Source organism: Methanobacterium congolense (assembly GCF_900095295.1).
GTDB classification, from domain to species: Archaea; Methanobacteriota; Methanobacteria; order Methanobacteriales; family Methanobacteriaceae; genus Methanobacterium_C; species Methanobacterium_C congolense.
In genome coordinates, this window is the sequence record NZ_LT607756.1 from 1,730,472 (window position 1) to 1,753,499 (window position 23,028).

A 23,028-nucleotide genomic window follows, 5' to 3' on the forward strand; every position below is an offset into this window, starting at 1 on the left:
AGAATTCAATGAATTCTATTGTTTTAGAACTACAAAAAGAAGCTATCGATTCAGATATTGACATTTCAAACTTATTAAGAAAAACATTTTTAATAGCTAAAAAATTAGAAATTAATGAATTAGAACACTGGGTTAATCTGGAATTAAATGGTTATGGGGAAAAAGATGATAAACCAGACTATAGGACAATTCATGGCACTTTAAAATTTTTAAATCCTTATACTGCTACAGGATATGCCGAGTATAACATTGAAGATGAAAAAATACATGAACTAGCATCAACTCGTCATTTATCAAACTCCATAATTGAATTGGAAGATCTTTATAAAAAATCTAGTACAACGATAAATATTGAGATAGACCCTAGAGCGAGGCAAGTCTTTAAAAAATTTTTTAGGGAAGATATTGTCCCTGATGTATTATCCGTATCGGTGTCTCAAATAAAAAGGCTAATTGATTCTGTAAGGAACAAAGTATTAGAATGGTCCATAAAATTACAAGATGATGGTATTTTAGGAGAAAACTTAAATTTTACTCCTGAAGAGAAAAAAATTGCAAATGAACATAATATAACTTATAACACTATAATTTATGGTTCGGAAGTTCAATTAGGAACTGGGAATATTCAGAATATCAGTAAATCTGATTTAGGGGAGATTATTGAATTATTGACTACTATTAAACGAGATTTACATGATTTAGAGTTAGATTTCAATAATGAAAATGAGTTAAATGTAGGAATTAAAACAATTGAATCACAATTAGAATCTAAAAATCCTAATAAGAGCATTATTAACGAAGCATTAGATTCAATAAGAACTATTTTAGAAGGCTGTGCTAGTAGTGCAATTGCTCCGTCTTTAATATTTGGAATATCAAAACTCATAGGATTGTAATTTGAAATTGTCGAATAAAGAATTTGTTATAAACACAATTAGATATTATTTGTATCTGTTGCTATAGATTCATCATCATATATATGATGTAACTTATAAATAGATGCATTTAATCATATATAGCCATATTTATTCATATAGGTACATATTTAATATGTCATTTACACAGAGCTGCTGTTAATTTAAGATGGTTAAGTTATTGATACTTTCAATAACTAATTGTTAGCATTTTGAGTGGGTATGGAGAAGTAGAATGTTGAGCCTTTCCCCAGTTCTGATTCAACCCAGATCTGTCCACCTTGTTGATGTACAATTTTTTGTGCAATTGCGAGTCCTATTCCAGTTCCTTCATACTCGTAATGTGTATGAAGTCTTTGAAATATGGTAAATATTCTTTCTAAGTGTTCAGATGACATTCCAATTCCATTATCTTTAAAACTAAAGAGGTATTGATTTTTTTCTTTCTTTGTAGATATGTGAATTTTTGGAGTTTCTTGACTTCGATATTTAATGGCGTTTCCTATAATGTTTTGGAATAATTGCACCTTTAAGTGTTCGTCCCCTTTGATAGTGGGTAACGGATCATGAGTAATGACAGCATTACTTTCTTCTATTGGTACTTTCAAGTTTAATAAAGCTTCTTGCAAGACGTCTTCAAAATTTACAGGTTTCAATTCTCTTTTTTCACTGGTTATTTTAGAATATTGTAAAAGATCATTTGTCATAGCATCTAATCTTTTAGCCCCATCAACTGCAAACCCTATAAATTCATTAGCATCTTCATCCAACTGATCTTTATATCGCCTCTCTAATAATTGTAAGAAGCTTGTTATCATCCTCAACGGTTCTCGAAGGTCATGAGAGGTTATATATGCGAACTGTTCCAGTTCTTTGTTTGAATGTTCTAATTCATTCATCGTTGTTTCAATTATTTTTTCTGTTTTTTTACGCTCAGAAATATCTGTGATAAATGAATAATAAAATTCAGGATTTCCTTCCACATCTAATTGTATGCTGACCAGCAACTCGATTGGTACTCGGGAACCGTCCTTTCGAATGTATTCCTTTTCGTAACGGGTGGGCTGGCCCGTGCGATTGAGTTCGTCTAATTTCTGATTTTCCATCTCCCTCCACTCTGTTGGTGTGAGGGTAGTTGACCAGTCAATGTTATGAAGCTCTTCTGTTGTGTAGCCAGTGAGTTGCTCAAAGGCGTGGTTGAGTAGTCCCATTCGTCCGTCAGGATAACCTATAGCAAAAGGTTGGGAGGCATGTTCGAGTATATCGGCTAAGAATTCTTTCTCTCGTTGTGTTTCACGCAGGGCTTTTTCTTTATCATATGCAGCTGCTTTGTTTCGATTTCTACGATATAGTTCTGCTACGCTACTTATCAATATTCCAAAACTAGTAAAAAGTACAACTCCGATCTCTTCTATAGGTGTTTTGATTGTAAATTGTCCCACCGGTGGTATAATCCAGATTACTGCTAACATTACAGATATAATTGTGGCAAGTAAACCAGGCCCTAAACCAGCTAGCATAGCTACGATTATGATAGCAGGATAAAACAAGATATATGTTGGTAGTCCCGGGCCAAACAATGCTGTCAATACAAAGTATAGCCCGAATGATACCATTACAACAAGAATTGATAAAACGTATCTCAACGTCAAATTCAGCCAGGAACGGTTCTGAACAGCCTGCAGAAATTCATCAGTTTGTGTAACATCGCTTGAAATTTCAGACTCTTCAAATTGTTTTGCTCGTTCCGATGCCACTTTCTTCTCTTTTTCATAGGCCAATTTAACGTTATTATCATCTTTTAGCATAATAATGCACCAAAATTGAATTCTCATACCAAAAATAGGATATATATTATATGGATACATCTATTAATTAAATATATTTCACCCATTAATTCTATTCTAAAATTATAAAATCTAATAATATTTATTATATATATGTGAAACAGGTTTTATTGGACGACGAAATTCATTCCAAAACAATTACTAATATCAAATGTATTGTCGAAGTCCCCTAAAAAATTTAAAATGGGCTTCGACCACCTCCTATTCAAACTTAAGGGCGTCATTTATGAATTTTAGAAAATCCAAAGGAAAAGAAAAAACTTCAGAAGAAATCTTAAATCAAGTGAATAACTGTAAACCTGAAGAACTAGAATCTTTACTCCACCAGATTCAAGATAAATTAGAAAATTCTACAGATAAAGACTGGGATCTGTTATGGCAAAAACCATGATAACATCAAGATTAGCGTCTAAGAGGAGTTTATGATTTTTTTTGAGTTGAATCCTGAATATTTGAGCGTTTATCTTGAATCCTTTTAGATGCTTCTAAACCAAGTTCTTTTGTTTTAAAATACGCTATAGCACATTTACAATCATCATGAAGGGGTGGTTTTTTATCCATATCCGTTTCTGTACTGAATACTTTCCCTGCGTAGGTATTTGCACATTTTTGGCAACAATCCTCAGCACTAATAACTATGAATACAGGATAAGTATTACTCATTAATTACAAGATTATCATTGAGAGTATATCTATTTTACTTTTACATGTCTCGATGAATAACAATAATTGATATTGTATTATAAAATTAATAATAAATTCAAATTGGGAGAGTTAATTGTCCTGATACCTTCTTTTTAGATGCTACAACATTTTTATGAGAACTTTTAATAGTATTATACAAGCTTGCATCAAGATAAGTTTTTAATGCTTCTTTTTTTAATAATGAATCCATATTTACATCTAGAAGATATATTATTCCATAAATTTCGGCCAATATCCTATTAACTTCCATTTCTCACTCCTATCAAGAAACAAGTCTATATTATTAATATAGTTTATCTGGTCCTGCATAGAAGTATAAAATCTATTAAATTCATCTCTTGTGAATACTATAACTTCCTCATGCTCCTGGAACATATTGGGATTATATAGTTCTGCAATTCTTCCTTTAGGTATTCCCTCACTCACTCTCATATCAATCACTCCATCCCACTATTTAATTATATCTTATTTTTGATATTTGACCAAAGAATAAAAATTCACCTTAATATCATTTTGGCGATGAAATATGTTAGGACTGATGCAAGAGCAGGTGAAAAGTAAAATAGTAATATCAATTTATGAATTGGAAGTGTAAATAAAACATTTTGTCGTGTTCATCATAATCTCCTATCAATTTTTCTAAAAAAAAAACTAAATAAAAATATTGCGAAGTTCTGGTAAACCATATTCCGCTATAACGAAGGAACAAAAATTAGTCCGTATATTTCTCATTATTCATTCTCAAAAATCTAAAACATGGAAACTTAAAGAAATAGGCCTATCTTGATCAGTAGATATGGCCCTACTGACCTATATACTACAATTTTAAACAATTGTGATAGGATGTATGCTCTCCTACAGGTTAGTAGCTACAAATTGGAATATGCTAAAATCAAGTCCTCTATGTCCATCAGCCATGAAAACTACATTTGTAAAATAAGTATTGTCACATTTGAAATTGTTGACTGCAAACAATATTGTAAAAGTAAAATGGGGGTGAGGAGTGTGCAGCTCCTTGGGTATGAATTGGGGTCAATACACAAGTAATTAAATAGGGTGGTGCACAGCCTCCAATTAAAAATCAACTCTCAAATTATAAACATTTTATGAAAAAATGTCCATTCGGGCCCTAGCTTCACCTGTACTAGAGTGATCTTTAAAAAAAGAAAAGGGGTAATTGGTGTTTATTTCTTCCTTGGTGTGAATATTCCTCCAAGAACAGCTAGAATAGCCAACATTAGTCCTGCTATAGGCATTCCTGTTTTTTGCATTGGTACGGTTTTTGTTGTTGATGCAGCGTTCACTGTATTGCCATTAGAGTTGTTCTGTGCTTGTACGCTGATGCTGAACGGCGTTAGTGGGTCATTGTTTTGGTTGAATGTCTCTGAGGTTATCGTTGGTGTAATTGTGTAGCTTCCAGTTCCTAATGCCCTCACTGTGAGGTAAAGATAAGGATCTCCCACAGCCACATTGGTTAGGTTCCAAGTTATTGTTCTATTTACTGGGTTGTAGGTCCATGTTCCATTATCAACACTTGCATTTACAAATTCCAAACCAGATGGTATCTGAAAAGACATTGTAACATTGGTTGCGTTGTCTGGGCCGTTGTTACTGAGTTTGTAGGTTAACATGAATGTTTCACCTGCAGTTGGGTTACTCTTTGAACTTGTAGTGTTCAAGTACAGGTATGATGCTGGATTCACTGTTAACAATTGTGTAACTGTTTGGTTGTCAACTGTTGCATTAATATTTGAGGCACCAGCACGATTTGCTGTGAGTAAAATTGTTGCTTGACCGTTAATTAATGTGGTCGATGTTGTACTTAGATTTCCATTGGTTGATGTGAAAGTTACTGGAATTCCATCCGGCACATGACCATTAACTGGATCATGGTAAGTTCCAGTGTTGTCATGTAGTAAATCAACAGTTACAGTAGAATTAACACCATTCAATATACTGGTAGGATCCGCTGTGATATTCAAAACCAACCAAGATGTTACATTAACAATACCACCAGTACCTTTAGACACATAAACTGATGGATCAAGGTTTGAACCCCACCAGTTGAGTGTAGCATCCATTACAATATATTCGCTGTGTATCTGACTGGTATTCGGACTGTTTGCAACGATCCTGTTGAAATGAAGAACAACCGTAGAATCAACACCATAATGCCCAATAGCACCACCATTAATAGTTGCTGTGTTGCCCATGAATGTACTGTTAGTTACAGTTAAATTTCCATACTCCAATATGGCACCACCATATTGTGCGGTGTTGTTGTAGAATGCACTGTTAGTTACTATTAAAATAGTATTCGTTGTGATAGCTCCACCTATAGGTGCACTGTTGCCTGTGAATGTACTGTTAGTCACAGTTAAAGTTCCAACACTCACGATAGCCCCACTATCAACATTTCCAATGTTATCTGTGAATTTGCTGTTATTCACAGTTAAATTACTATCAAAATAGTTACAGATGGCTCCACCCTCTGTTGCGGTGTTGTTGTAGAATGTGCAGTTGTTTATAATCAAAGTTCCATAATTGACAATAGCTCCACCATAATTGATTGAAGTACTGTTTTTCAGAGTTAAATTGATTAGTGTAACGTTAATTCCAGTTAATATATTGAATATTGGGGTTCCTGTTTGTTTTCCATTGATTATAGTATTGTCCTGGGTTTCACCTATTATTGTCATGTTCTTAGTTATAATTATTCCAGTTTCATTGTAGGTTCCCTGTGCTACGTGAACCGTTCCATTTGCGACTACTGTGCCTGTGGCATTTGTTATGGTCTTTTTTGGCCCGCTTGTACCATTGTACGTGGCATTTAATCCGTCCCATGTGTCATTTCCTTGTGTGCTCACATAGATTGTGGAATTATTTGATGTACCAGCTGCACTTACAGCACTAACACCAAAAGAAAACAATACCACACCAACCAATAACAACAAAGGAATTTTAAGGATTGAATGTTTATTTTTGGTTTCCATTGGTCTTTTTCACCTCCTTCATGCTCATTCTGGCTATGAAATTATCATATTATCATGCCTATGTCAAATTAATACATCCACAATAAATAAAACTTCTGATTTAATCCCCAAAAATACGGATAATCAAAGCGAATAAAAACAATTTACAAAAAAAATCAACCCCCTATGGGATAACACTTTAAATTAAACAATTTCACAACATATTAACCAAAATATGTAAACAAAACCCAATATTACTATATAAAAACTGATAAATAAATACAAAAAGTATCCAATAAACATTCAAACTGTTCAACCACAACAAAACATGGCTATTCAGAAAAAACAAATAGAACTTAACACCAAGAGCCTGCAGGTGATGGTTAGCAACAATAACAACGAAAACTAAAAAATATTCCGACCATAAAGTAAGAGATAGCCTTATATAACGCAGTAAAATTTACATTTTGAACATCCTTTTAAGGATTAACTTTTAATAAAATTTTAAGGATTACTGCCCATAAAAGCATAAATTATTATCCATAATTCCAATAAATAATTTCTAAGGAATTATATCAATACAGGAAAAGTGGGTTTATGGATATTCTGATTGTTGAAGGTGAATCTAGCACTGTTTCCTATTTAAGGACCATTATAGGAAGATTAGGGCATGAAGTGGTTGCTGTGGTTTCCAGTGGAAATGAAGCCGTGAAAAAAGCAGGAGATTTAAACCCTGATCTGGTTTTAATCAACATAAATTTAAAGGGTAAAATGAGCGGTGTGGAATCTGCAAAAGAAATAAAAAATCGTTATAATATTCCAATCATATTTTTAACTGTCTTCATTAAAAACTGCCTCGTCAAATCGTTACAGCTACCAGAAGATGCTGTTGTTTTAAGTAAACCCATAAGCCAGGGAAAGCTGGAGTACTGTATTTCACGAGTCTTTTCTGACAAGGAATAGACTATTCAAACCTTATTTGAAAGATTTAATCAAAAAATGTAAAAAAAATAAGGAAGTTGACTGTCTATGGATTTAGATAAAGCTGAACTTATGTAGCTGTGATCCGCCTTAACTGTGGGTTGAAATTTCAATCGATCAGCACGAGGATTGAAACTCTGAACTTGTCGGGTATTGTAGATAGCAAGATTACTATCTATCAAGCCTAACTCTCCAGGCAGTGTGTAGTAGATTATCCTTTAATGGCACTGTAAAATAAGGGTTTTAAGTTATTTAAAGAATATAACCCCCAGAGTATCTAAGACACCTTGCAAGGAACACCACATTCCCAAGATGAGGGTTCAGCCCAAGACCGAACCTTTTTTTGTGTAGTCAAATACAGTGACATGGCTAAAAATGTCACGTGTAAAGAGTGGTTTTGGATTTTTTGAGGAAAATGCTGGTACACATTATAAATCTGTAAGAATGTTTTTGAAGGTTAAATTCCAATTTAACATATTTTCTTAGAGATTTAAGGTACTTCACTTGAGTGCATCAAAGGCTATATCGATCAGATCCCTTAATCCTGCGCTGACATTGTTTAACTGGTTATCAGCAGAGTAATCTTTGATTTTACGTATCTGATCTTCACGTAAGGTGTAGTTACGTGGGATCATGCGTGGTTTTTGTCTGCGTTGATATTCGTCAAGTGCTCCGTATATCAACTGCATCAATCGTGTTATTTTTTTGATTTCGTAGAGGTCAATAGTATTTTCAAGCGCATTTTCAAGTAGATCCCGATCTTTTTCCAATCTTTCACTGCTGGGATAAGAGAATGTGTTTGTTTCAAGCAGTTCCCTTAAAACTGTGTTAAGATCTTCCTGTGCATCATCTAAAAGTGTTCTCAAATCTTTATCCTTAACATCATCCATAGCAGCCCCTCCTTCACCATACTATGGTGTATATGTCATATATAAGTATTGTGATCATTTCATTTTCCAATTTTAATAATCGCCAAATATACACCATGAATAATTATTTATCCCAAGCCAAAATTATCTATTAGCCATGAAGAGAGAAACCATCTACAAAAGGTACAAACCTTCTTTCACACCCAACGAAAAGAACAGCCCATCCTACTGGTTCGTTTTCAACTCTGATAAATTGCTCATAAACACTGAAAATGAATTTAAGATTCCTTTTACAGAAAATCTAAACGATTTTTCCATTTCTCCAGTTAGAACACAATATCTCGGCACACTCCAAGGCCATCCCTGCTACACTGTTGAAGCTGCACCAGGGACCAAAGCTCCAGAAGGAATGGCTTTTGAAGACTTAAGGTCCATCTACGATGTTTTAGATGAAGACATATACCTAGTGGCTGGTCGGGCCGTTCAGGTTATAAACTGGGATAAGAATCATCAGTTCTGTGGGAAATGCGGGACTCCAACCGTGACTTCAGAGCATGAAATGGCCAAAGTTTGCCCGGAATGTGGATTCACAAGCTTCACCCGCTTGTCCCCAGCAGTGATAACAGCAATCGTAAATGACGATAAAATCCTCCTGGCCAAACACTCCTACGGCCTTAAAAGGTACAGTCTTATTGCAGGATTTGTAGAAGCTGGAGAAACCCTGGAAGAAGCTGTCCAGAGAGAAATTGCAGAAGAAGTGGGGGTAAAAGTTAAAAATATCAAATACTTTGGAAGCCAACCCTGGCCCTTCCCCAACTCATTGATGGTCGGTTTTACAGCTGAATACAACAGCGGAGAGATAAAGGTTGATGGAAATGAGATAACCGATGCAAAATGGTTCTCTGCAGAGGAGGTTCCGAGGATGCCGTCGAAGATCAGTATTGCAAGTGAGTTGATTGACTGGTTTGTTGAGAACTACTAGAATTAAAGTTTGAATTATCAAATTCCAACCAAACCTATATTCCCCACAAAAAACATACCTAAAGAGAGTCAATTTAAAACCAAAAGAATGGAGGTTACTAAATGACTTCTACTGAAGAATTATCCAGGATAGAAGAGAAGGCCTGCGAACTATTGGAAAATCACAACGGAATTTACCTTGAAAAGAGACTTTATAAAAAGCTGAAAGAAGAATTTCCAGCTTTATCCAGGAAAGATTTCCAGACAGTTATGGATGAGGTTCTGAAACATGGTTATGCTAAGGAACATGCCCTCATAAAGCCAATAACAGATAAGGAAGCTAAAAAAGATGAACAAGACTTTAGCAAAGGCAAGTTATCTGGAAAGGGTCACTCTGAAATTCCAAGAATTCCAAACAAAAGAGAATTAGAATAGAATTGAAGTAAAATCCACATTTTACTGGGAAATCTGGGAAAGTTTGAAGTAAAAAGAATTTTATCCAAAAAATCTATTAATAATAAAGGTTCAGATAGATAATAGGTGATTATTGTGCGAAAAAGAATACTGGTACCTACAGATGGATCAGAACAGGCTGAAAGAGCTGGAGAGCAAGCCATATCCATGGCAGAATCCGAAGGCGCAGAGATCATTGTTTTATACGTAATTGACACAGAATACTTGAGGGCACTACCTCAGGATGAACTCATAAACCAGATCAAAGCAGGTTTAAAGGTTGACGGTGAAAAAGCCGTTGCAGACTTCCAAAAAACCCTTGAAGACAAACAATGTGAGGGGCACTGCAGCAACATCCAATTCCGAACCATGATCAAGGAGGGCAAACCTGCAGAGGTCATCCTCAAAACAATAGAAAAAGAGGGAATCGACCAGGTTGTAATGGGCAAATCTGGTAAACACGGAATTGAAAGACTCGTGCTTGGAAGAACAACCGAAAGGGTTGTGAGAAGAGCCAAGGTTTCTGTTGAAGTTGTAGCTTAACTTCAACCATTTTTTTACTTTAAATTAAATCTAACTTTAAATATAACTATCTTTTTAAAAAAATAAAAATTTTAAACCCTTAGAGTGTTAGGGTTTTTTTGTAAATGGCACTTGACTCGTCACCGTCTGAGAACACTGAGTCAAAGAACATGACATCCACCTTGGCTGGTTCTCCACTGTCGACGTATGATGTTCCCTTAACCTTTATTGTCTGTCCTGCCTTGGCGTTGTTGATGTTCCATGCAAGGGGATCCTTCTGGAGAACTGCACCGCTTGAATCGTACCATATGAGTACCATTTCCATGTAATCCATGTCCTTGGCTGGTTTTATTGAAGCTGTGACTTCATAACTACCGTATCCAGCTGAACTAGCCTTGAGGTTGTCAACCGTTATTGAAGATTGATCATTCGTTGCAGCCTGTGTGTCTCCAGATGAGTTACCTGTTGAGGAGTCGGATCCAGAATCCACACATCCACTCACCGCAACAACAGCTGCAACCAGAAGCACAACTGCTATTAAAAATACCTTTTTCATATTCCATTCCTCCTTTTAAATTTCATTTCCTTAAAACTGCGAGCAATCCTGCAAGGACCATGAGTACCGCTCCAAGAATTCCAAAGAGGTACACACTGATGAAAAGCCAGACTGCACTCACAACCAGTACTATCCCACCGACCTTAGGGTTCTTCACTACCAACACTGAACCAATTATACCAAATATAGATGCTAAAATTGCACTTACTCCTAACATTGTAACTTCAGAGGCGAACATTCCAAACATCACTGCAAATATTCCACCTAAAAGGCCAAAAATTCCACCTACTATTCCCAGGACGAGTTCAATCGTCCTTGATGTTTCCTTCACTTCTTCAGTAATTTCAATACCTCCCTATGCTTGTCAATAGTAAATATTGAATTAATTATATATAATGTTTTATATTCTAAATTAAATGAAAAAATTTATATAATAAATATTAAAAAAGGGAGTATTTTATTAAATTATATAATTTTAATAATTAATATTTAGTAAAAATAATGAATTATATATGTTTAATAAAGAGAGTGCTGAAAAAACCTAACTTTACCTAGCTTTTAAAAAACTGAAAAATAGTTTAAATATCACATAAAACATTTTATACTTATAAAAAACCCATCGTTTTTAGAAAAATTAGTCCGAGGTTTAATTGATGACCGTGATTTATCCAGATTTTAACAATATGAATCAAACCTTCCTCGTTATCATAGTCATAATTCTCATACTTCAGTTGCGGGAGCGGAAGGTCAAGGTGAGAAAGCTCTTCGTGATGCCAGTATTTATGGTCCTTGCTACAGGGGCTGTCCTTTATACCAGCGCATCTTCAAGCATCACGGCCTTCGCCCTTGTGGCTGCAGGTCTTGCAGTTGGAATAGGCATGGGAATAGTTATAGGTTCACTCATGAAGGTGAATATCCATGAAGATGGATCCATGGTTCTAAAGGGATCCATTCTGGCTGTGGTAGTATGGATAGCCCTGATAGGAGTGAAGATACTTGGAAAAGACACACTTGGAGGAACAGGATACATAAACCTCAGCGTTTTAACCTCCATCTTCTTATCCATGACCCTGGGTGCAATGGTAGCCAGGCGTGCCTATGTTTACAGGGAGTATTTGAAGCAGAAAAACTTGCAAACCCCTGCCCAATAAAAAAAATAGTGAATTAAATTCCTTTTAAATCTTTTATTCCTTCTGAATCAAAGCTTCCAACCGCTTAACTGCATGATACTTCTCCTTCTTCTCAATTTTGGCCTGGTTCAGGGCCTCCTTGAGAGTCCAGATTGAGTGATCGTAAACCTCCCTGTCAACAGGGTATGGGAAGCCGTCCTTTCCCCCATGGGTGAAGCTGTACTTGACAGGGTCCTTCCAGCTTGGCTCTGAACCGTAAACAAGATCAGATATCAGTGCAAGGGCACGTATCTTCTTTGGTCCCATTCCCTCAAGGGAAACAAGCTCCTGATAATTTTCAGGCTGCAGTTCCCATGCATTCTTCAGTACCTCGAACTCCCTGTCTGACAGGTCCATATCAAGAACTGGATGGTGGCGCGGCATCTTGAACTCGTTGACGTATGAGTCCAAGCTCATCTGGGACTTCTCCTTCAGAGGTGTTTTGTCCTTGAAGTACTTCTTGAGGTGTTCTGGGTTGTCGCAGATGAGATCAACACTCGTGTCCCTTGTTTGGCTGCTTTGGTGGGCTGTCATGTCAAGGGTTTCTGATTCTGGCCTGTCGCAGCATATTCCCTGGTGGGGTTCCTCAACGAATTCATTTACACCATCTGAAAGCCAGTGGTAGCGCCTTGCGTAGCGTGTATCCGAGTTCATTCCCTGCTGTACAACCGCCCACTTTCCTTTCTCCGTTAGTATGAAGGAGTGGTGGTAGAGGTTGTAGCCGTCCTGGATGCATGCGTTGTCTATCTTGGCAGATAACCTGCTTGCACTCACCATTTCCTCAACCCTGGTTGTTGGTAGTGAGAAGAGTTCCCCTGCACTTTCTATGTCTGCTGGTGTTTTCCTCGACGCCCTGCCCTTTCCACCTGCAACCATGATCCCATGTTTTTCCGGGTCGATTGCCATTTTAAGGGCACCGCATGTTGTTGTTGTGGTTCCTGATGAGTGCCAGTCAAATCCCAGGACGCATGAGAATGCCTGGAACCAGTAAGGATTTGAGATTCTCCTTAAAAATTCGTCTGCATCGTACTCGTAGAGCAGTACATCTACCAAACTACCTGTAAGCTTAACCATTCTGTTAAAAAGCCATTTAGGCGCATGGCCCCCGTGCAGGGGCAGGTTTGCAACTCCACGTCTCGACTGCATCTGCCAATCATCCCCCTATGAAAATTTATGAAAATTTGAGTAAATGAATTCCTATGCAAACTTTTTTTTCTCTTATTATTTTATGTAAAAAAGAATATTTGAATGTTTGATAAAGATGAATGTTAATCAAAGTCCAGTGCATACTTCTCAATGGTCCTTTCAAGTTCTTCCAGTATCTCCTGGTTTCCCTCTGAGGTATCTGATTCTTCAAGTTTACCTCGGTACTGGTCAAGGTTTTCAAGGAAGTTCATCAGGACATCTTCAGTGATCTCCTCATGGAACTCTCCATATCCCATTCTTTCGATGTATATTGCATTGAGTATCTGTTCGAACTGTTTTTTAACGGGAACACTTAGAATAGGTTTTTTAAGGTAAAGTGCCTCTGTTATAAGGGTGAATCCTCCGTTGGTTATGATTGCACGGCAGGATGCAAGATCCGTGTAGAATTCATCCTCGTTGAACTTCTTGAACCTTAGGCTTCCATCCTCTTTATCCTGGTTGAAGCCGTAGACAATACATTTAATTCCAACACTCTTTAAAAGCTCCAGAAGCTTCTTGTTGGACGTGCTGGTCTGGTAAACAAGGATATGATCCCCGGTCTCAGGTTTCAGGTTTAATATCTCCTCACGGAGTATGGGTGAGAACATCTCTGCTTTTTCAGGATTTTTAAGGGGTGCCCTGAAGAAGCTGGTTATGATGTACTTCTTGGGCATGGTTATAAATGAGTATGCCACTCCCTCAGCCTTCAACCTGTCTCCACGGTACTTTTTGGGAACATCCAGTTCACACTGGGTTAAAACACTGATGTTATCAATGCTTATTAGTGGTATCTTCACTATCTTGCTCAGGAGGTTTGCATAGAACTCAAAATCAGATACAATAACGTGTGGTTTGAACTCCTTAACAACACCATGCATGAGCCTTAAATTATTTTTAAGGTCACCTGGAAGTCCTTTCATTCCCTTGACAAAAGTTTTGCTGTTACTCACCTCATTATCCTCGTAGACTGTGTTGAAACCACCGATCTCATAGACTTTGTCATGTTTTTTTGAGATGTACTGATACGCTCTGTCGCTTGCAAAAACCACAACATCGTACTTCTTTGATAGCTGTTTTATTACAACCCCGCTGCGTATTGCGTGTCCCATACCCTCACCGCAGAGTGAATATATGATTCTCTTCTTTCCAGTGGTCCTCTCTGTCAGCTGCTTCTCATTTGAGTAATCGAAGTCGTAGTCCAGGTCTTCAGCTGTTATCTTCCTTCCTGAGAACTGGTATATGGTGCTTTTAGCGTACTTGAATGCTATGGCCTTTCGTCCTTCCTTTTCAAGGCGCCTTATTGAAACTAGAAGTTTAGGTTTTCTTAAAACCCTGAAAGAGCTTATCTTTGCAATTTTTTCGATGTAATCCGTGTCCTCGCCGAAATCTATGGACTCGTCAAAACCATCAACTGCATCGTGAAGGTCTCTTCTTGTTAAAATTCCGTAACATCCAGCTCCATGGGGTTTTATGGATTCAACACTTCTCATGAAGAAGTTGGCAAAGTCATGAGATATCTTATCAATTTTACTGTCACTTAAGGGTATCATCTGGGTGATTGCAATGCCCAGATCCTTTTGGGTGAATTCTTCCAGTGCAGATTCCAGGTAACCCTCAGTGAGTATCACATCAGAGTCTAAAAATAGAAGGTAATCTCCAGAGGAGGCTTCAGCACCCCGGTTTCTTCCAAGAGCAGGTAATCCTCCTTCAACCACCTTACAATTGTAGGATTCTGCAATTTCCCTTGTTCTATCCTTGGAGCCTGCATCTGCCACTATGACTTCGTATTCATCCTTAAAGTTCTGATTCTTAATGCTTTCCAACAGTTTTGGAAGGTACTCTTCCTCGTTGTAGGTTGGAATGATAATACTGAGCTTCATGTTCTCACTTAAATGATTTTGATTCTTTCTGAATTGAAAAATTTCTGAATTGAAAAAAGATTTGAGTTTCCTGAATATAACTTGTGCTTGAAGATTTATAAATGAAGTTGATCCTGCAGTGAAATTAAATTTAAAATGAGTTGTTTGAAGCTGGAAATTCTCAATAGATTATGTTAGAAAACAGAGTTTCCTACACGTAGGAGTAGAAGTTCCATGTCATGAAGGAAGCATCTGCTTTACCCTGGAAATCAACGAAAACCTTTTTAATAATTGCTTTATCCCCTTCAGATGTTTTCAGGGTGTAAATGGTTTTATCATCAGTGTGCTGGACAGCCGTAACGTTGTAGGATGTCATGTTAACTGGTTCATGCTGGTTTATGACCGTGAGTGTGTAGTGGTCCGTGTTGGTGCCTCCAAGTTCAATTGCAAAGCCTGCAAGAATTATCATCAATATAATAAGGCCCGGTTTCACCAGTAACCTTGGGGAGAACCTGTTCTCTGCAAAGTACATGAAGAGTAGTATGCCCAAACCTATGAGGAAGGGTTGTGAGAACATTCCTCCATCCATCATACCTATTATGGCTACTGTGAGCCCAAATGCACTTATAACCTTGTATGAATCTCTCATGCCGGTCATTGCTAGCAGTCCTGCAATGTATGCAAGGGGCAGTGATATCAATGCAAGGAAAGCGAATGGTGAAGCGTACTGAAGGATTGCAAGGCCTGTGTTTATGTGGTGGGGTGCAGTTTCACCCATCAAACTCACCATGTACCCAATCACTGATTTGAAGACATGTGTGTGCATTATGCTCGTTGTGCTCGGGGTTGGATTCACTGCAGTGAACACTGTGAACAATGAAACATTGAATTTAAGCCTTATCCACACTTCAGTGATGAGACCAACCACACAGGTAACGAACATAGTTACAATGGAGATTAAAAGGTACCTGCGTCCGTCGAACCAGCTACCCGGGAAGATCTTGGGGTTCAGTCTGGAACTTGAAGTTATGAAGGAACTTAGAACCAGAAGGCTTCCCATCATAACCAGAAGTATCACAGCCTTACCTTCAGAGGAGCCTTCAAGTATGGGCCAGAGTAGCGTGGCCACTACGTTGTCCATAAAACCAGTTTTAAGGAGCACAACTCCCAGAATTATTAGTACAATCCCTGCAAGTCCAAGACGATCCATTCGCAAGATTCATCACCAGTAGTTTTGTAGTTACTTGATTTTATCCTTGATTCTATTATTAAATATGAAGTTTGGTTCTCCTTATTAAACATAGAGTCTATGAAACATCAAGCATTCTCTGGATGGCTTTTCTTGCCTCTTTGGCTGTTTCTTCAGGAACTGTGACAACAAACTCCTCATTCAGAAGGGAATTTTTAACCTTTTCAAGGGTGTGGAGTTTCATGTTTTCACATATTGCATCATCCAATGCTGGGATGAAGGTTTTATCCGGATGTTCCCCTCTAAGTCTGGTTACGAGGTCGTACTCAGTTCCAACTATGAAGGTCTGTTTTGGGGATTCTGCAACGTGCCTCATCATACCACCGGTACTTAGAACGTAGTCTGCAAATTCCTGAACCTCAGGGTCGCTCTCTGGATGGATCATTATATCTGCATCAGGATACTTCTCCCTTAAAGCGTGCATATCGTGGAGGTTGAACATCCTGTGAACGTAGCAGTGCCCGTTTTCAGGTACAGGAATTATTTCCTTGTCCACCTGCTGTTGTACGTGCCATGCAAGGTTCATATCAGGTCCGAAGAGTATGAGATCTTCATCAAGACTTTCAACAACTTTAACAGCATTTGCTGATGTGCAAAGTATGTCCGCTTCAGCTTTTGCCTCTGCAAGGGTGTTAACGTAGAGCACAACTGCTGCATCAGGGTATCTCTTCTTGGCTTTCCTGAGCTCTTCCACAGGGAGCATGTTTGCCATTGGACACTCTGAGTTTTTATCAGGAATGAGTATTTTCTTATCTGGGTTGAGTATTGCAGCTGTTTCAGCCATGAAGTCAACCCCACAGAATACAACAAGAGGGGAATCTGTTATTTCAGAGGCTTTTATACATAACTCGAGAGAATCACCTATAAAATCAGCTATCTCCTGTATATCGCCTGTTTGATAATTATGAGCCAGTATTGTGGCATTTTTCTCTTCTTTGAGTTTTATGATTTCTTTTTGCAGATCATTTAACATGATAATCGCCTTAAAATTTTATCACTGCTTAATCAGACAGTTTAATCAGTGTAAATCAATCTTTGAAAAGTTAGTGTGAATTGAAGTATGTTATGTAGATTCTTATACGTTATTTATTTTTTCATTTGTTCAATAAGTAACTATTGTTAAATTTTTAAATCAATGTGTGAAAAAAAGTTTGGAAGTAATTTCTCAGAGGGGCTGAATTTTAATCATGCACCCCTAAAAACTTAAAGATCCTCTGAATCTCCACCATTTCCTATTTCAGCACCGTTCAATGCTTCTGTGCATACACAATCCCTCTTGGATGGTACTTTGGCCAGTGCATCTGCTATGGTTGCTGTTAGTTCCTTCCTTTTATCCTCAACTATCTGGAAAACCTCATCTATGGTGAGTTTTCCCGGTGATATTGATGCAGCATAGTTGGATACTGTGCATATGGATGCGTAGCACATCTCAAGTTCACGGGCCAGTACAGCTTCAGGCAGTCCTGTCATTCCCACAACTGTGCCTCCAAGTTTCTGGAACATCCTAACCTCTGCAGGGGTTTCAAATCTAGGGCCTTCAGTGCAGACGTAAACTCCTCCGTCCACAACATTTCCTGCTGAGATCAGGGCCTGTCTTAAATTGGGGCAGTACGGTTCTGTTACATCCACGTGTACAGTTCTTGAGTCGTAGAAGGTTCCATTCCTTGCACGTGTGAAGTCCATGAAATCATCAGGTACAACAAAATCTCCAGGTCCTATGGATAGATCAAGTGACCCAACTGCATTCGTGGCTATTATACTGTCCACCCCAATCTTCTTGAGTGCATATATGTTTGCCCGATAATTTATCATGTGTGGTGGGTTTGCATGGCCCTTTGCATGTCTTGGCATGAACGCAATTGTTTTTCCATGTAGTTTGAAGAGGGAGATCTCAGGTGATTCACCGTAGGGTGTTTGAAGGACCTTGTTTTCAACTTCTTCACCCATTTCAACGATCTCGTATATTCCTGTACCGCCTATTATTCCTATCATCTGTGCACCTTGATTAAATTTTGAAGAGTCTGAAAAGTTTCTATTTATTTTAAATTCTAAGTTATTACAATGTTAGTTTCTAAAAAAGGAATAGTTAAAGTAATAGTTACTTTATTTTTTTATTGTGATCATCCAGTTATCCCTTTGCAACTCCAAGGGGCACCATCTTACCTACTAAACTGGATATTCCGGATTTATGGGCGATCTGAACAACCTGATCAACATCCTTGTAGGCTCCAGGGGCTTCTTCAGCTACAACAGGCATTGAATTAGCTTTTATAATTATTCCCTTGGCTGCAAGGACTTTTTTAACTTCTTCTCCCCTGAATTCTCTTTTTGCCCCTGCACGGCTCATTAAACGTCCTGCACCGTGTGCAGTGGATCCGAAGGTTTCTTCCATTGCGGTTTCTGTACCGTGGAGTATGTAGGATGATGTTCCCATGGTTCCAGGTAGAAGTACCGGCTGTCCAACACCTCTGTACTTAGAAGGGATTTCTTCTCTTCCAGGACCGAATGCACGTGTTGCTCCCTTCCTGTGGACGTAAAGTTCAGTGTCGTAGCCCTTTATTTTATGTGTTTCCTTCTTGGCTATGTTGTGGGCAACATCATAGACTATTCCCATGTTCATGTCCTCTGCATCCTGTTTGAAGACCTGTTCAAAGGATTCCCTTACCCAGTGAACTATCATCTGCCTGTTGGTCCAGGCGTAGTTGGCTGCAGCTGCCATTGCCTTGAAGTAATCCTGTGCTTCCTCTGAATCCACAGGTGCACATGCAAGCTGTCTGTCTGGCAGGTCTATCTTGTACTTCTTGTAGGCCTTGTCCATGGTTCTGAGGTAATCTGAACATATCTGGTGACCGCATCCCCTGGAACCTGAATGTATCATGATAGTTATTTGACCTTCCTCTATGCCAAAGGTTTTTGCAGCTTTTTCATCGAAGATCTCATCCATTTTCTGTACTTCCAGGAAGTGGTTTCCTGATCCAAGGGATCCAAGCTGAGGTACTCCCCTTTTCTTGGCCTTGTCACTGACTTTTGTGGAATCTGCTTCTTCCATTCTTCCATTCTCTTCAAGGTATTCCAAGTCGGAATCCCAGCCGTAACCATTTTCAACAGCCCAGCTTGCACCGTGATCAAGAACTTCATTGATTTCTCCCTCTTTAAGCCTTATTTTACCCTTGCTTCCAACTCCTGAGGGTACGTTTCTGAAGAGTGTGTCTACAAGTTCCTTCATATGGGGTTTGACATCGTCTTCGGTGAGGTTGGTTCTCACAAGTCTCACACCACAGTTTATGTCGAAACCCACTCCTCCAGGACTTATGACTCCTGTTCTTGCACTGAAAGCTCCAACTCCACCTATACTGAATCCATAGCCGAAGTGTATGTCAGGCAAGCCTATTGAAAATTTCTGGATACCTGGCAGACATGCAACGTTGGCCACCTGATCAAGTGCTCCCTTTTCAACTGTTTTTATTGCCTCATCATCCAGGTAAACCCTTCCTGGAACTCTCATACCCTTTTTGTAGTCAGTTGAAATTTCCCATACACAATCTCTTACTTTAGTTAAATTTTCGTCTTCGACCATGATATAACGCTCCAAAATAGTAGATTCTTAGTAAGTTCTTCTTTTAAAGAAATAATAAATTTGAATAAATCTAATTAAGCCATTGTAGATATTTATCTATTAAACAAATTTTTTTTTATAAATTGAATGTTTGTGAATTCAATGAGCTTCAGATATGTAACATGAATCTATGGAAACTCTTCATTATATATCTAGTATGACCTGTAGAGTATATCCATTTTTCTTTTGTATCTCCATCATATGGTATGTTGCTGCCTTTACTTCATCCCTTCTCTCATGGATATGGGGGTCAAACTCCTGGCCCTCTGCTGCAGCCTCCAGAATGAAAACTTTCTCACCGTCTTCGAGTTTATCACTGATCTCAACCCTGAATTTAGAGAAGACCAGGTACTCTGAATCGTGCAGGAAAAGAAGCTCTGAAAGCCAGTCATAAAGCAATGCTTCTTCATCTTCTGATTCTAAGGTGATTTTTTTCATAACCTCGGGCTTCACATGGGTGGTGTCTGTCATAACCTCAAACATTGCAAGTGCAGCATTTTCAAATGCTTCGTTAAGGGTTTTTCCATATGCCCTGTAACCAACGTCTGCAGTCACATCAAAAAATTCAAATTTCCTTGATCCATGCAGGTTGGGTCTATCCTTATCTTCAATTTCCACATTTTAGCCTCTTAAATCTTTTAAAAGTAGATGAAAAATTCTCATAATCTTTTTTATGCTGATTTTAATTCAAATAGGGATTTGTATCGATTAATAAGCTATAAATTAATATTTTTTCGTTGGGATATAAATTTTTTGCAGTACTCTATGGATCCTGTGAAAAAACCTTTTCAGGGATTTGATTACTTATCAAACGCTCTCCATCTCTTCCTTTAAGTAAGTTCCAAGACGAGTATCATTATCGGTAATGGAGGAACCAAAAAATGCAGAAAATTTACACAAAACATAACACACCAAGCCTGAAAAAAAGATCCTATGCCCTTGAATACGGGTTGAACTACCTTGATTTAAGGTCATGCCTGTTCATATGCCTTGTTATGCTTGTTTTAATAGCAAGTATACTCTGTGTGGCTGCATACCCCAACTCAAACATGCCCATAGGCGTCTAGATCATGTCCCAACATTTTTTAAACATTTAACTATCTCTTTAGGGTTAAATCTCAGGATCACCATACGAGAGTTACCTTTAACACCCTTACCAGTGAATTTAGTATCTATTAACCTTAAAAATTCGAGTTTGTTAAGGGTACGGTCAAAGGAAGCGTAACTCGTTGAGGTTCGTATCTTGAATGAATTGTAGATGTCACCTGCAACCAGATCCTCCTCTTCAGACTCAGCTATAACCTTCAGAAGCATTTTTTCCTGATCTGACAGTGTTTTCAGTGTACTTTTAAGACTCACAGATCCTGTACTTTTCATTGCTTCAAGCACATGCTTTTCTTCTATGGTTTTTGACGCATCTGCCTCTGCAAAGTTTCCACTGACCCTTAAAAGATCGATTCCAATCCTCAGATCACCTGCAGATGATGCCTGATCCACTATCATGTCAAGTATTTCATCGGATATCACATCAGGATAGAAACCTGCCTTTATTCTATCTGTGAGGATGTCACGCATCTCACTGGGTGAGTAGGGATCGAAAATAACTTCCTGAGGTATGAAAACAGAGTTAACGTTCTTATCCAGCATGTAACGAAATTCTATATCCGAAAGAATTGCAAATATACCTGTCCTGACACCCTTAAATTCTTCATGAGCCCTCAGTATATCATAAAAGATTTTATTTGCATTCTTACTGTGGAAGAGGTAATTCACATCGTCCAACGCAACAACCATGGCTTTGTCTTCATCCCGAAGGTACTTCATTATCTTTCCGTATATCCTGGAGAATGGAACACCTGTTTCAGGGGGCATGTGCCCGAATAGTTCGTTGTATATCTGGGAAAATATGTTGAAACGCGTTGTATGAAGCTGGCAGTTAACGTAGACACAAACGACCCTATCTGAGGTTTCCCCAACCATCTCAAATATTTTGTTTATGGCCGTTGTCTTGCCTGTTGCAGGAGAACCCAGAACAACTGTATTTACAGGTCTTCCACCTCTGAGTGCAGGTCTTAAACATATTGCCAGTGCTTCCATTTGGGATTCTCTGTGAATATAATTTTCAGGAACGTAATCTGGATTAAAAGCATCTATATTCCTGAATATTGTCTCATCATAAAGAAGGATGTCTTGTATACCCATGGTATCCTATCTTGTGGCTTCAATAATAAAAATTGTGGTTTTAATTTCTGATAAAAAAATGTTGCAAAAGATTTTCACGTTTATTATATGAAATATTTAATAAAAATAAGAATACTAAAAGAGGATAGAACTATTTATAAAAATTACAGAAAAAAATAAAAAAATCAGTTGATATCCTTAAAATCCACCTTCAAAACACCTTTAACCTCTTCCCCACCAGAAATCGTCACTATTTCAATGTCCTCATTCTCTGCAGCCCATTCAACGAGTTCCTTTGCATACTTCAGTTTCAGTTCTTTAATCTCATCGGCTGCACCCTCATCGGATCCTATTTCAGGCCTTGAGTACCTGGTCACGACTTTTCCAAAGTCCATACCTGCAAGTACAATGAATTCTGCACCTCTTTCAACTGCAAAGAACAGACAGCGGTCCCCATCTGTGAATCCGCCGAAGTTATGAACATGCTCCAGTGGAACACTCTGAGTAGTTCCAAGAACATTCTTAAGAACTGGAACGTACTTTTCTATGTTTTCAAGGTTGTTTCCATGGGCATGGACCAGCAGCACGGATCCTTCACTGTTTGCATGGAGTATGTCATCAATTCTACCGTCCAGATCCGTTACTATCACATCTGGAATTATACCTTCCTCTCTTAGGGCTGTTGTTGCACCGTCTGCAGCTATCAATGTGAAATCTGATAGATCATATTTTTTAAGCTCCCTTATGTTCCCCTTGAGGGATGGGCCTGCTCCAAAGATGATTACCTTCTTTTTTACTGGAATTTCATGGGGTTTGAGGCAGGTTCCTTCATCCAGGATTTTGTTGAGGGTTTCTGCGGATCTTTCATCCATGTCCCTGTCGAAACCGAATGCCTCCAATATACATTTATACCATTGAAACCATATATCAAGATTCATACAATACAAATTGTTAAAACAAATATAAATAAAGTTCTTATAAGTGGAGGTT

At 38.1% G+C, this 23,028-nt stretch carries 24 protein-coding genes; 8 read left to right on the forward strand and 16 right to left on the reverse strand.

The features are described 5' to 3' along the window. Window positions 1–8: 8 nt before the first annotated feature. Entirely contained in the window at window positions 9–896 is an 888-nt protein-coding gene (locus MCBB_RS08265) for an AbiTii domain-containing protein (protein WP_071907316.1), read from the forward strand. Between the two features lie 215 nt (window positions 897–1,111). Here MCBB_RS08265 and MCBB_RS08270 read toward each other — a convergent pair whose 3' ends face one another. Then, on the reverse strand, window positions 1,112–2,722 hold the full coding sequence (locus tag MCBB_RS08270) for a sensor histidine kinase (RefSeq protein WP_171899116.1): 1,611 nt from the start codon (window positions 2,720–2,722) through the stop codon (window positions 1,112–1,114). A 265-nt stretch (window positions 2,723–2,987) separates the two neighbouring features. Here MCBB_RS08270 and MCBB_RS12135 point away from each other — a divergent pair, with 265 nt between their 5' ends. Then, entirely contained in the window at window positions 2,988–3,152 is a 165-nt protein-coding gene (locus tag MCBB_RS12135; protein ID WP_171899117.1) for a hypothetical protein, read from the forward strand. A 29-nt stretch (window positions 3,153–3,181) separates the two neighbouring features. Here the strand turns inward: MCBB_RS12135 and MCBB_RS12140 are convergent, their stop codons facing one another. The 3 genes from MCBB_RS12140 to MCBB_RS08290 form a co-directional block, all read right to left on the reverse strand. Continuing rightward, a complete protein-coding gene (locus MCBB_RS12140; protein ID WP_071907318.1) occupies window positions 3,182–3,424 on the reverse strand; it encodes a hypothetical protein in 243 nt (80 codons plus the stop codon). Window positions 3,425–3,521: 97 nt separating this feature from the next. Then, window positions 3,522–3,716, reverse strand: coding sequence for a hypothetical protein (locus tag MCBB_RS08280; RefSeq protein WP_071907319.1), 195 nt, complete (start codon window positions 3,714–3,716; stop codon window positions 3,522–3,524). A 934-nt stretch (window positions 3,717–4,650) separates the two neighbouring features. Further along, window positions 4,651–6,459: a DUF11 domain-containing protein gene (locus MCBB_RS08290; RefSeq protein ID WP_071907321.1), complete on the reverse strand. Its 1,809-nt coding sequence runs from the start codon at window positions 6,457–6,459 to the stop codon at window positions 4,651–4,653. 576 nt (window positions 6,460–7,035) lie between these two features. On the opposite strand from MCBB_RS08290, the gene MCBB_RS08295 reads away from it, so the two are divergent. Next, a complete protein-coding gene (locus MCBB_RS08295; protein WP_071907322.1) occupies window positions 7,036–7,401 on the forward strand; it encodes a response regulator in 366 nt (121 codons plus the stop codon). A 518-nt stretch (window positions 7,402–7,919) separates the two neighbouring features. Here MCBB_RS08295 and MCBB_RS08300 read toward each other — a convergent pair. Continuing rightward, window positions 7,920–8,309 carry a hypothetical protein gene (locus MCBB_RS08300; protein WP_071907323.1) on the reverse strand — a complete coding sequence of 130 codons (390 nt, stop codon included), beginning with the start codon at window positions 8,307–8,309 and terminating at the stop codon, window positions 7,920–7,922. Between the two features lie 136 nt (window positions 8,310–8,445). On the opposite strand from MCBB_RS08300, the gene nudC reads away from it, so the two are divergent. The 3 genes from nudC to MCBB_RS08315 all read left to right on the forward strand — a co-directional run bounded on the left by nudC (window position 8,446) and on the right by MCBB_RS08315 (window position 10,244). Further along, window positions 8,446–9,270: an NAD(+) diphosphatase gene (gene nudC / locus MCBB_RS08305; RefSeq protein WP_071907324.1), complete on the forward strand. Its 825-nt coding sequence runs from the start codon at window positions 8,446–8,448 to the stop codon at window positions 9,268–9,270. Between the two features lie 101 nt (window positions 9,271–9,371). After that, the gene (locus MCBB_RS08310) at window positions 9,372–9,683 is read left to right on the forward strand and encodes a hypothetical protein (protein ID WP_071907325.1); all 312 of its coding nucleotides are present in this window, start codon (window positions 9,372–9,374) and stop codon (window positions 9,681–9,683) included. 114 nt (window positions 9,684–9,797) lie between these two features. Beyond that, the gene (locus MCBB_RS08315; RefSeq protein WP_071907326.1) at window positions 9,798–10,244 is read left to right on the forward strand and encodes a universal stress protein; all 447 of its coding nucleotides are present in this window, start codon (window positions 9,798–9,800) and stop codon (window positions 10,242–10,244) included. Window positions 10,245–10,323: 79 nt separating this feature from the next. Here MCBB_RS08315 and MCBB_RS08320 read toward each other — a convergent pair whose 3' ends face one another. Both MCBB_RS08320 and MCBB_RS08325 read right to left on the reverse strand, forming a co-directional pair. Continuing rightward, window positions 10,324–10,779 (reverse strand): hypothetical protein, encoded by a 456-nt coding sequence (locus MCBB_RS08320; protein ID WP_231916341.1) that lies wholly within the window; start codon window positions 10,777–10,779, stop codon window positions 10,324–10,326. A gap of 22 nt (window positions 10,780–10,801) precedes the next feature. Further along, a complete protein-coding gene (locus tag MCBB_RS08325) occupies window positions 10,802–11,110 on the reverse strand; it encodes a DUF4064 domain-containing protein (protein WP_071907327.1) in 309 nt (102 codons plus the stop codon). 322 nt (window positions 11,111–11,432) lie between these two features. Here MCBB_RS08325 and MCBB_RS08330 point away from each other — a divergent pair, with 322 nt between their 5' ends. Continuing rightward, window positions 11,433–11,930: a CcdC protein domain-containing protein gene (locus tag MCBB_RS08330; RefSeq protein ID WP_231916342.1), complete on the forward strand. Its 498-nt coding sequence runs from the start codon at window positions 11,433–11,435 to the stop codon at window positions 11,928–11,930. Between the two features lie 33 nt (window positions 11,931–11,963). Here MCBB_RS08330 and MCBB_RS08335 read toward each other — a convergent pair whose 3' ends face one another. The 7 genes from MCBB_RS08335 to MCBB_RS08365 all read right to left on the reverse strand — a co-directional run bounded on the left by MCBB_RS08335 (window position 11,964) and on the right by MCBB_RS08365 (window position 20,475). Beyond that, window positions 11,964–13,094: a DUF763 domain-containing protein gene (locus MCBB_RS08335; RefSeq protein ID WP_071907329.1), complete on the reverse strand. Its 1,131-nt coding sequence runs from the start codon at window positions 13,092–13,094 to the stop codon at window positions 11,964–11,966. 122 nt (window positions 13,095–13,216) lie between these two features. Further along, window positions 13,217–15,013 carry an MJ1255/VC2487 family glycosyltransferase gene (locus tag MCBB_RS08340; protein WP_071907330.1) on the reverse strand — a complete coding sequence of 599 codons (1,797 nt, stop codon included), beginning with the start codon at window positions 15,011–15,013 and terminating at the stop codon, window positions 13,217–13,219. A 190-nt stretch (window positions 15,014–15,203) separates the two neighbouring features. Next, window positions 15,204–16,202 carry a hypothetical protein gene (locus MCBB_RS08345; RefSeq protein WP_084789919.1) on the reverse strand — a complete coding sequence of 333 codons (999 nt, stop codon included), beginning with the start codon at window positions 16,200–16,202 and terminating at the stop codon, window positions 15,204–15,206. A gap of 97 nt (window positions 16,203–16,299) precedes the next feature. After that, window positions 16,300–17,214 (reverse strand): quinolinate synthase NadA, encoded by a 915-nt coding sequence (gene nadA / locus MCBB_RS08350; protein ID WP_071907332.1) that lies wholly within the window; start codon window positions 17,212–17,214, stop codon window positions 16,300–16,302. A gap of 230 nt (window positions 17,215–17,444) precedes the next feature. Then, window positions 17,445–18,233, reverse strand: a complete 789-nt coding sequence (gene mtnP / locus MCBB_RS08355) for an S-methyl-5'-thioadenosine phosphorylase (protein WP_071907333.1) — start codon at window positions 18,231–18,233, stop codon at window positions 17,445–17,447. Window positions 18,234–18,369: 136 nt separating this feature from the next. Next, entirely contained in the window at window positions 18,370–19,818 is a 1,449-nt protein-coding gene (locus MCBB_RS08360; RefSeq protein WP_071907334.1) for an RtcB family protein, read from the reverse strand. A 183-nt stretch (window positions 19,819–20,001) separates the two neighbouring features. After that, window positions 20,002–20,475: an archease gene (locus MCBB_RS08365; protein WP_084789920.1), complete on the reverse strand. Its 474-nt coding sequence runs from the start codon at window positions 20,473–20,475 to the stop codon at window positions 20,002–20,004. Window positions 20,476–20,738: 263 nt separating this feature from the next. Between MCBB_RS08365 and MCBB_RS08370 the strand changes: the two genes are divergently transcribed. Further along, window positions 20,739–20,924: a hypothetical protein gene (locus tag MCBB_RS08370; protein ID WP_071907335.1), complete on the forward strand. Its 186-nt coding sequence runs from the start codon at window positions 20,739–20,741 to the stop codon at window positions 20,922–20,924. Between the two features lies 1 nt (window position 20,925). Here MCBB_RS08370 and MCBB_RS08375 read toward each other — a convergent pair whose 3' ends face one another. Together MCBB_RS08375 and MCBB_RS08380 are read right to left on the reverse strand one after the other, a co-directional pair. Further along, window positions 20,926–22,059: an ORC1-type DNA replication protein gene (locus MCBB_RS08375; protein WP_071907336.1), complete on the reverse strand. Its 1,134-nt coding sequence runs from the start codon at window positions 22,057–22,059 to the stop codon at window positions 20,926–20,928. Between the two features lie 164 nt (window positions 22,060–22,223). Then, window positions 22,224–22,976 (reverse strand): 6-hydroxymethylpterin diphosphokinase MptE-like protein, encoded by a 753-nt coding sequence (locus MCBB_RS08380; RefSeq protein WP_071907337.1) that lies wholly within the window; start codon window positions 22,974–22,976, stop codon window positions 22,224–22,226. Window positions 22,977–23,028: the final 52 nt, after the last annotated feature.

Excerpts from the sequence above, each read along its gene's own strand:
- MCBB_RS08265 (WP_071907316.1), top strand. The coding sequence starts at position 9 with ATGAATTCTATTGTTTTAGAACTACAAAAAGAAGCTATCGATTCAGAT.
- MCBB_RS08270 (WP_171899116.1), bottom strand. The coding sequence starts at position 2,722 with ATGCTAAAAGATGATAATAACGTTAAATTGGCCTATGAAAAAGAGAAG.
- MCBB_RS12135 (WP_171899117.1), top strand. The coding sequence starts at position 2,988 with ATGAATTTTAGAAAATCCAAAGGAAAAGAAAAAACTTCAGAAGAAATC.
- MCBB_RS12140 (WP_071907318.1), bottom strand. The coding sequence starts at position 3,424 with ATGAGTAATACTTATCCTGTATTCATAGTTATTAGTGCTGAGGATTGT.
- MCBB_RS08280 (WP_071907319.1), bottom strand. The coding sequence starts at position 3,716 with ATGGAAGTTAATAGGATATTGGCCGAAATTTATGGAATAATATATCTT.
- MCBB_RS08290 (WP_071907321.1), bottom strand. The coding sequence starts at position 6,459 with ATGGAAACCAAAAATAAACATTCAATCCTTAAAATTCCTTTGTTGTTA.
- MCBB_RS08295 (WP_071907322.1), top strand. The coding sequence starts at position 7,036 with ATGGATATTCTGATTGTTGAAGGTGAATCTAGCACTGTTTCCTATTTA.
- MCBB_RS08300 (WP_071907323.1), bottom strand. The coding sequence starts at position 8,309 with ATGGATGATGTTAAGGATAAAGATTTGAGAACACTTTTAGATGATGCA.
- nudC (WP_071907324.1), top strand. The coding sequence starts at position 8,446 with ATGAAGAGAGAAACCATCTACAAAAGGTACAAACCTTCTTTCACACCC.
- MCBB_RS08310 (WP_071907325.1), top strand. The coding sequence starts at position 9,372 with ATGACTTCTACTGAAGAATTATCCAGGATAGAAGAGAAGGCCTGCGAA.
- MCBB_RS08320 (WP_231916341.1), bottom strand. The coding sequence starts at position 10,779 with ATGAAAAAGGTATTTTTAATAGCAGTTGTGCTTCTGGTTGCAGCTGTT.
- MCBB_RS08330 (WP_231916342.1), top strand. The coding sequence starts at position 11,433 with ATGACCGTGATTTATCCAGATTTTAACAATATGAATCAAACCTTCCTC.
- MCBB_RS08335 (WP_071907329.1), bottom strand. The coding sequence starts at position 13,094 with ATGCAGTCGAGACGTGGAGTTGCAAACCTGCCCCTGCACGGGGGCCAT.
- MCBB_RS08340 (WP_071907330.1), bottom strand. The coding sequence starts at position 15,013 with ATGAAGCTCAGTATTATCATTCCAACCTACAACGAGGAAGAGTACCTT.
- MCBB_RS08345 (WP_084789919.1), bottom strand. The coding sequence starts at position 16,202 with ATGGATCGTCTTGGACTTGCAGGGATTGTACTAATAATTCTGGGAGTT.
- nadA (WP_071907332.1), bottom strand. The coding sequence starts at position 17,214 with ATGTTAAATGATCTGCAAAAAGAAATCATAAAACTCAAAGAAGAGAAA.
- mtnP (WP_071907333.1), bottom strand. The coding sequence starts at position 18,233 with ATGATAGGAATAATAGGCGGTACAGGAATATACGAGATCGTTGAAATG.
- MCBB_RS08360 (WP_071907334.1), bottom strand. The coding sequence starts at position 19,818 with ATGGTCGAAGACGAAAATTTAACTAAAGTAAGAGATTGTGTATGGGAA.
- MCBB_RS08370 (WP_071907335.1), top strand. The coding sequence starts at position 20,739 with ATGCAGAAAATTTACACAAAACATAACACACCAAGCCTGAAAAAAAGA.
- MCBB_RS08375 (WP_071907336.1), bottom strand. The coding sequence starts at position 22,059 with ATGGGTATACAAGACATCCTTCTTTATGATGAGACAATATTCAGGAAT.
- MCBB_RS08380 (WP_071907337.1), bottom strand. The coding sequence starts at position 22,976 with ATGAATCTTGATATATGGTTTCAATGGTATAAATGTATATTGGAGGCA.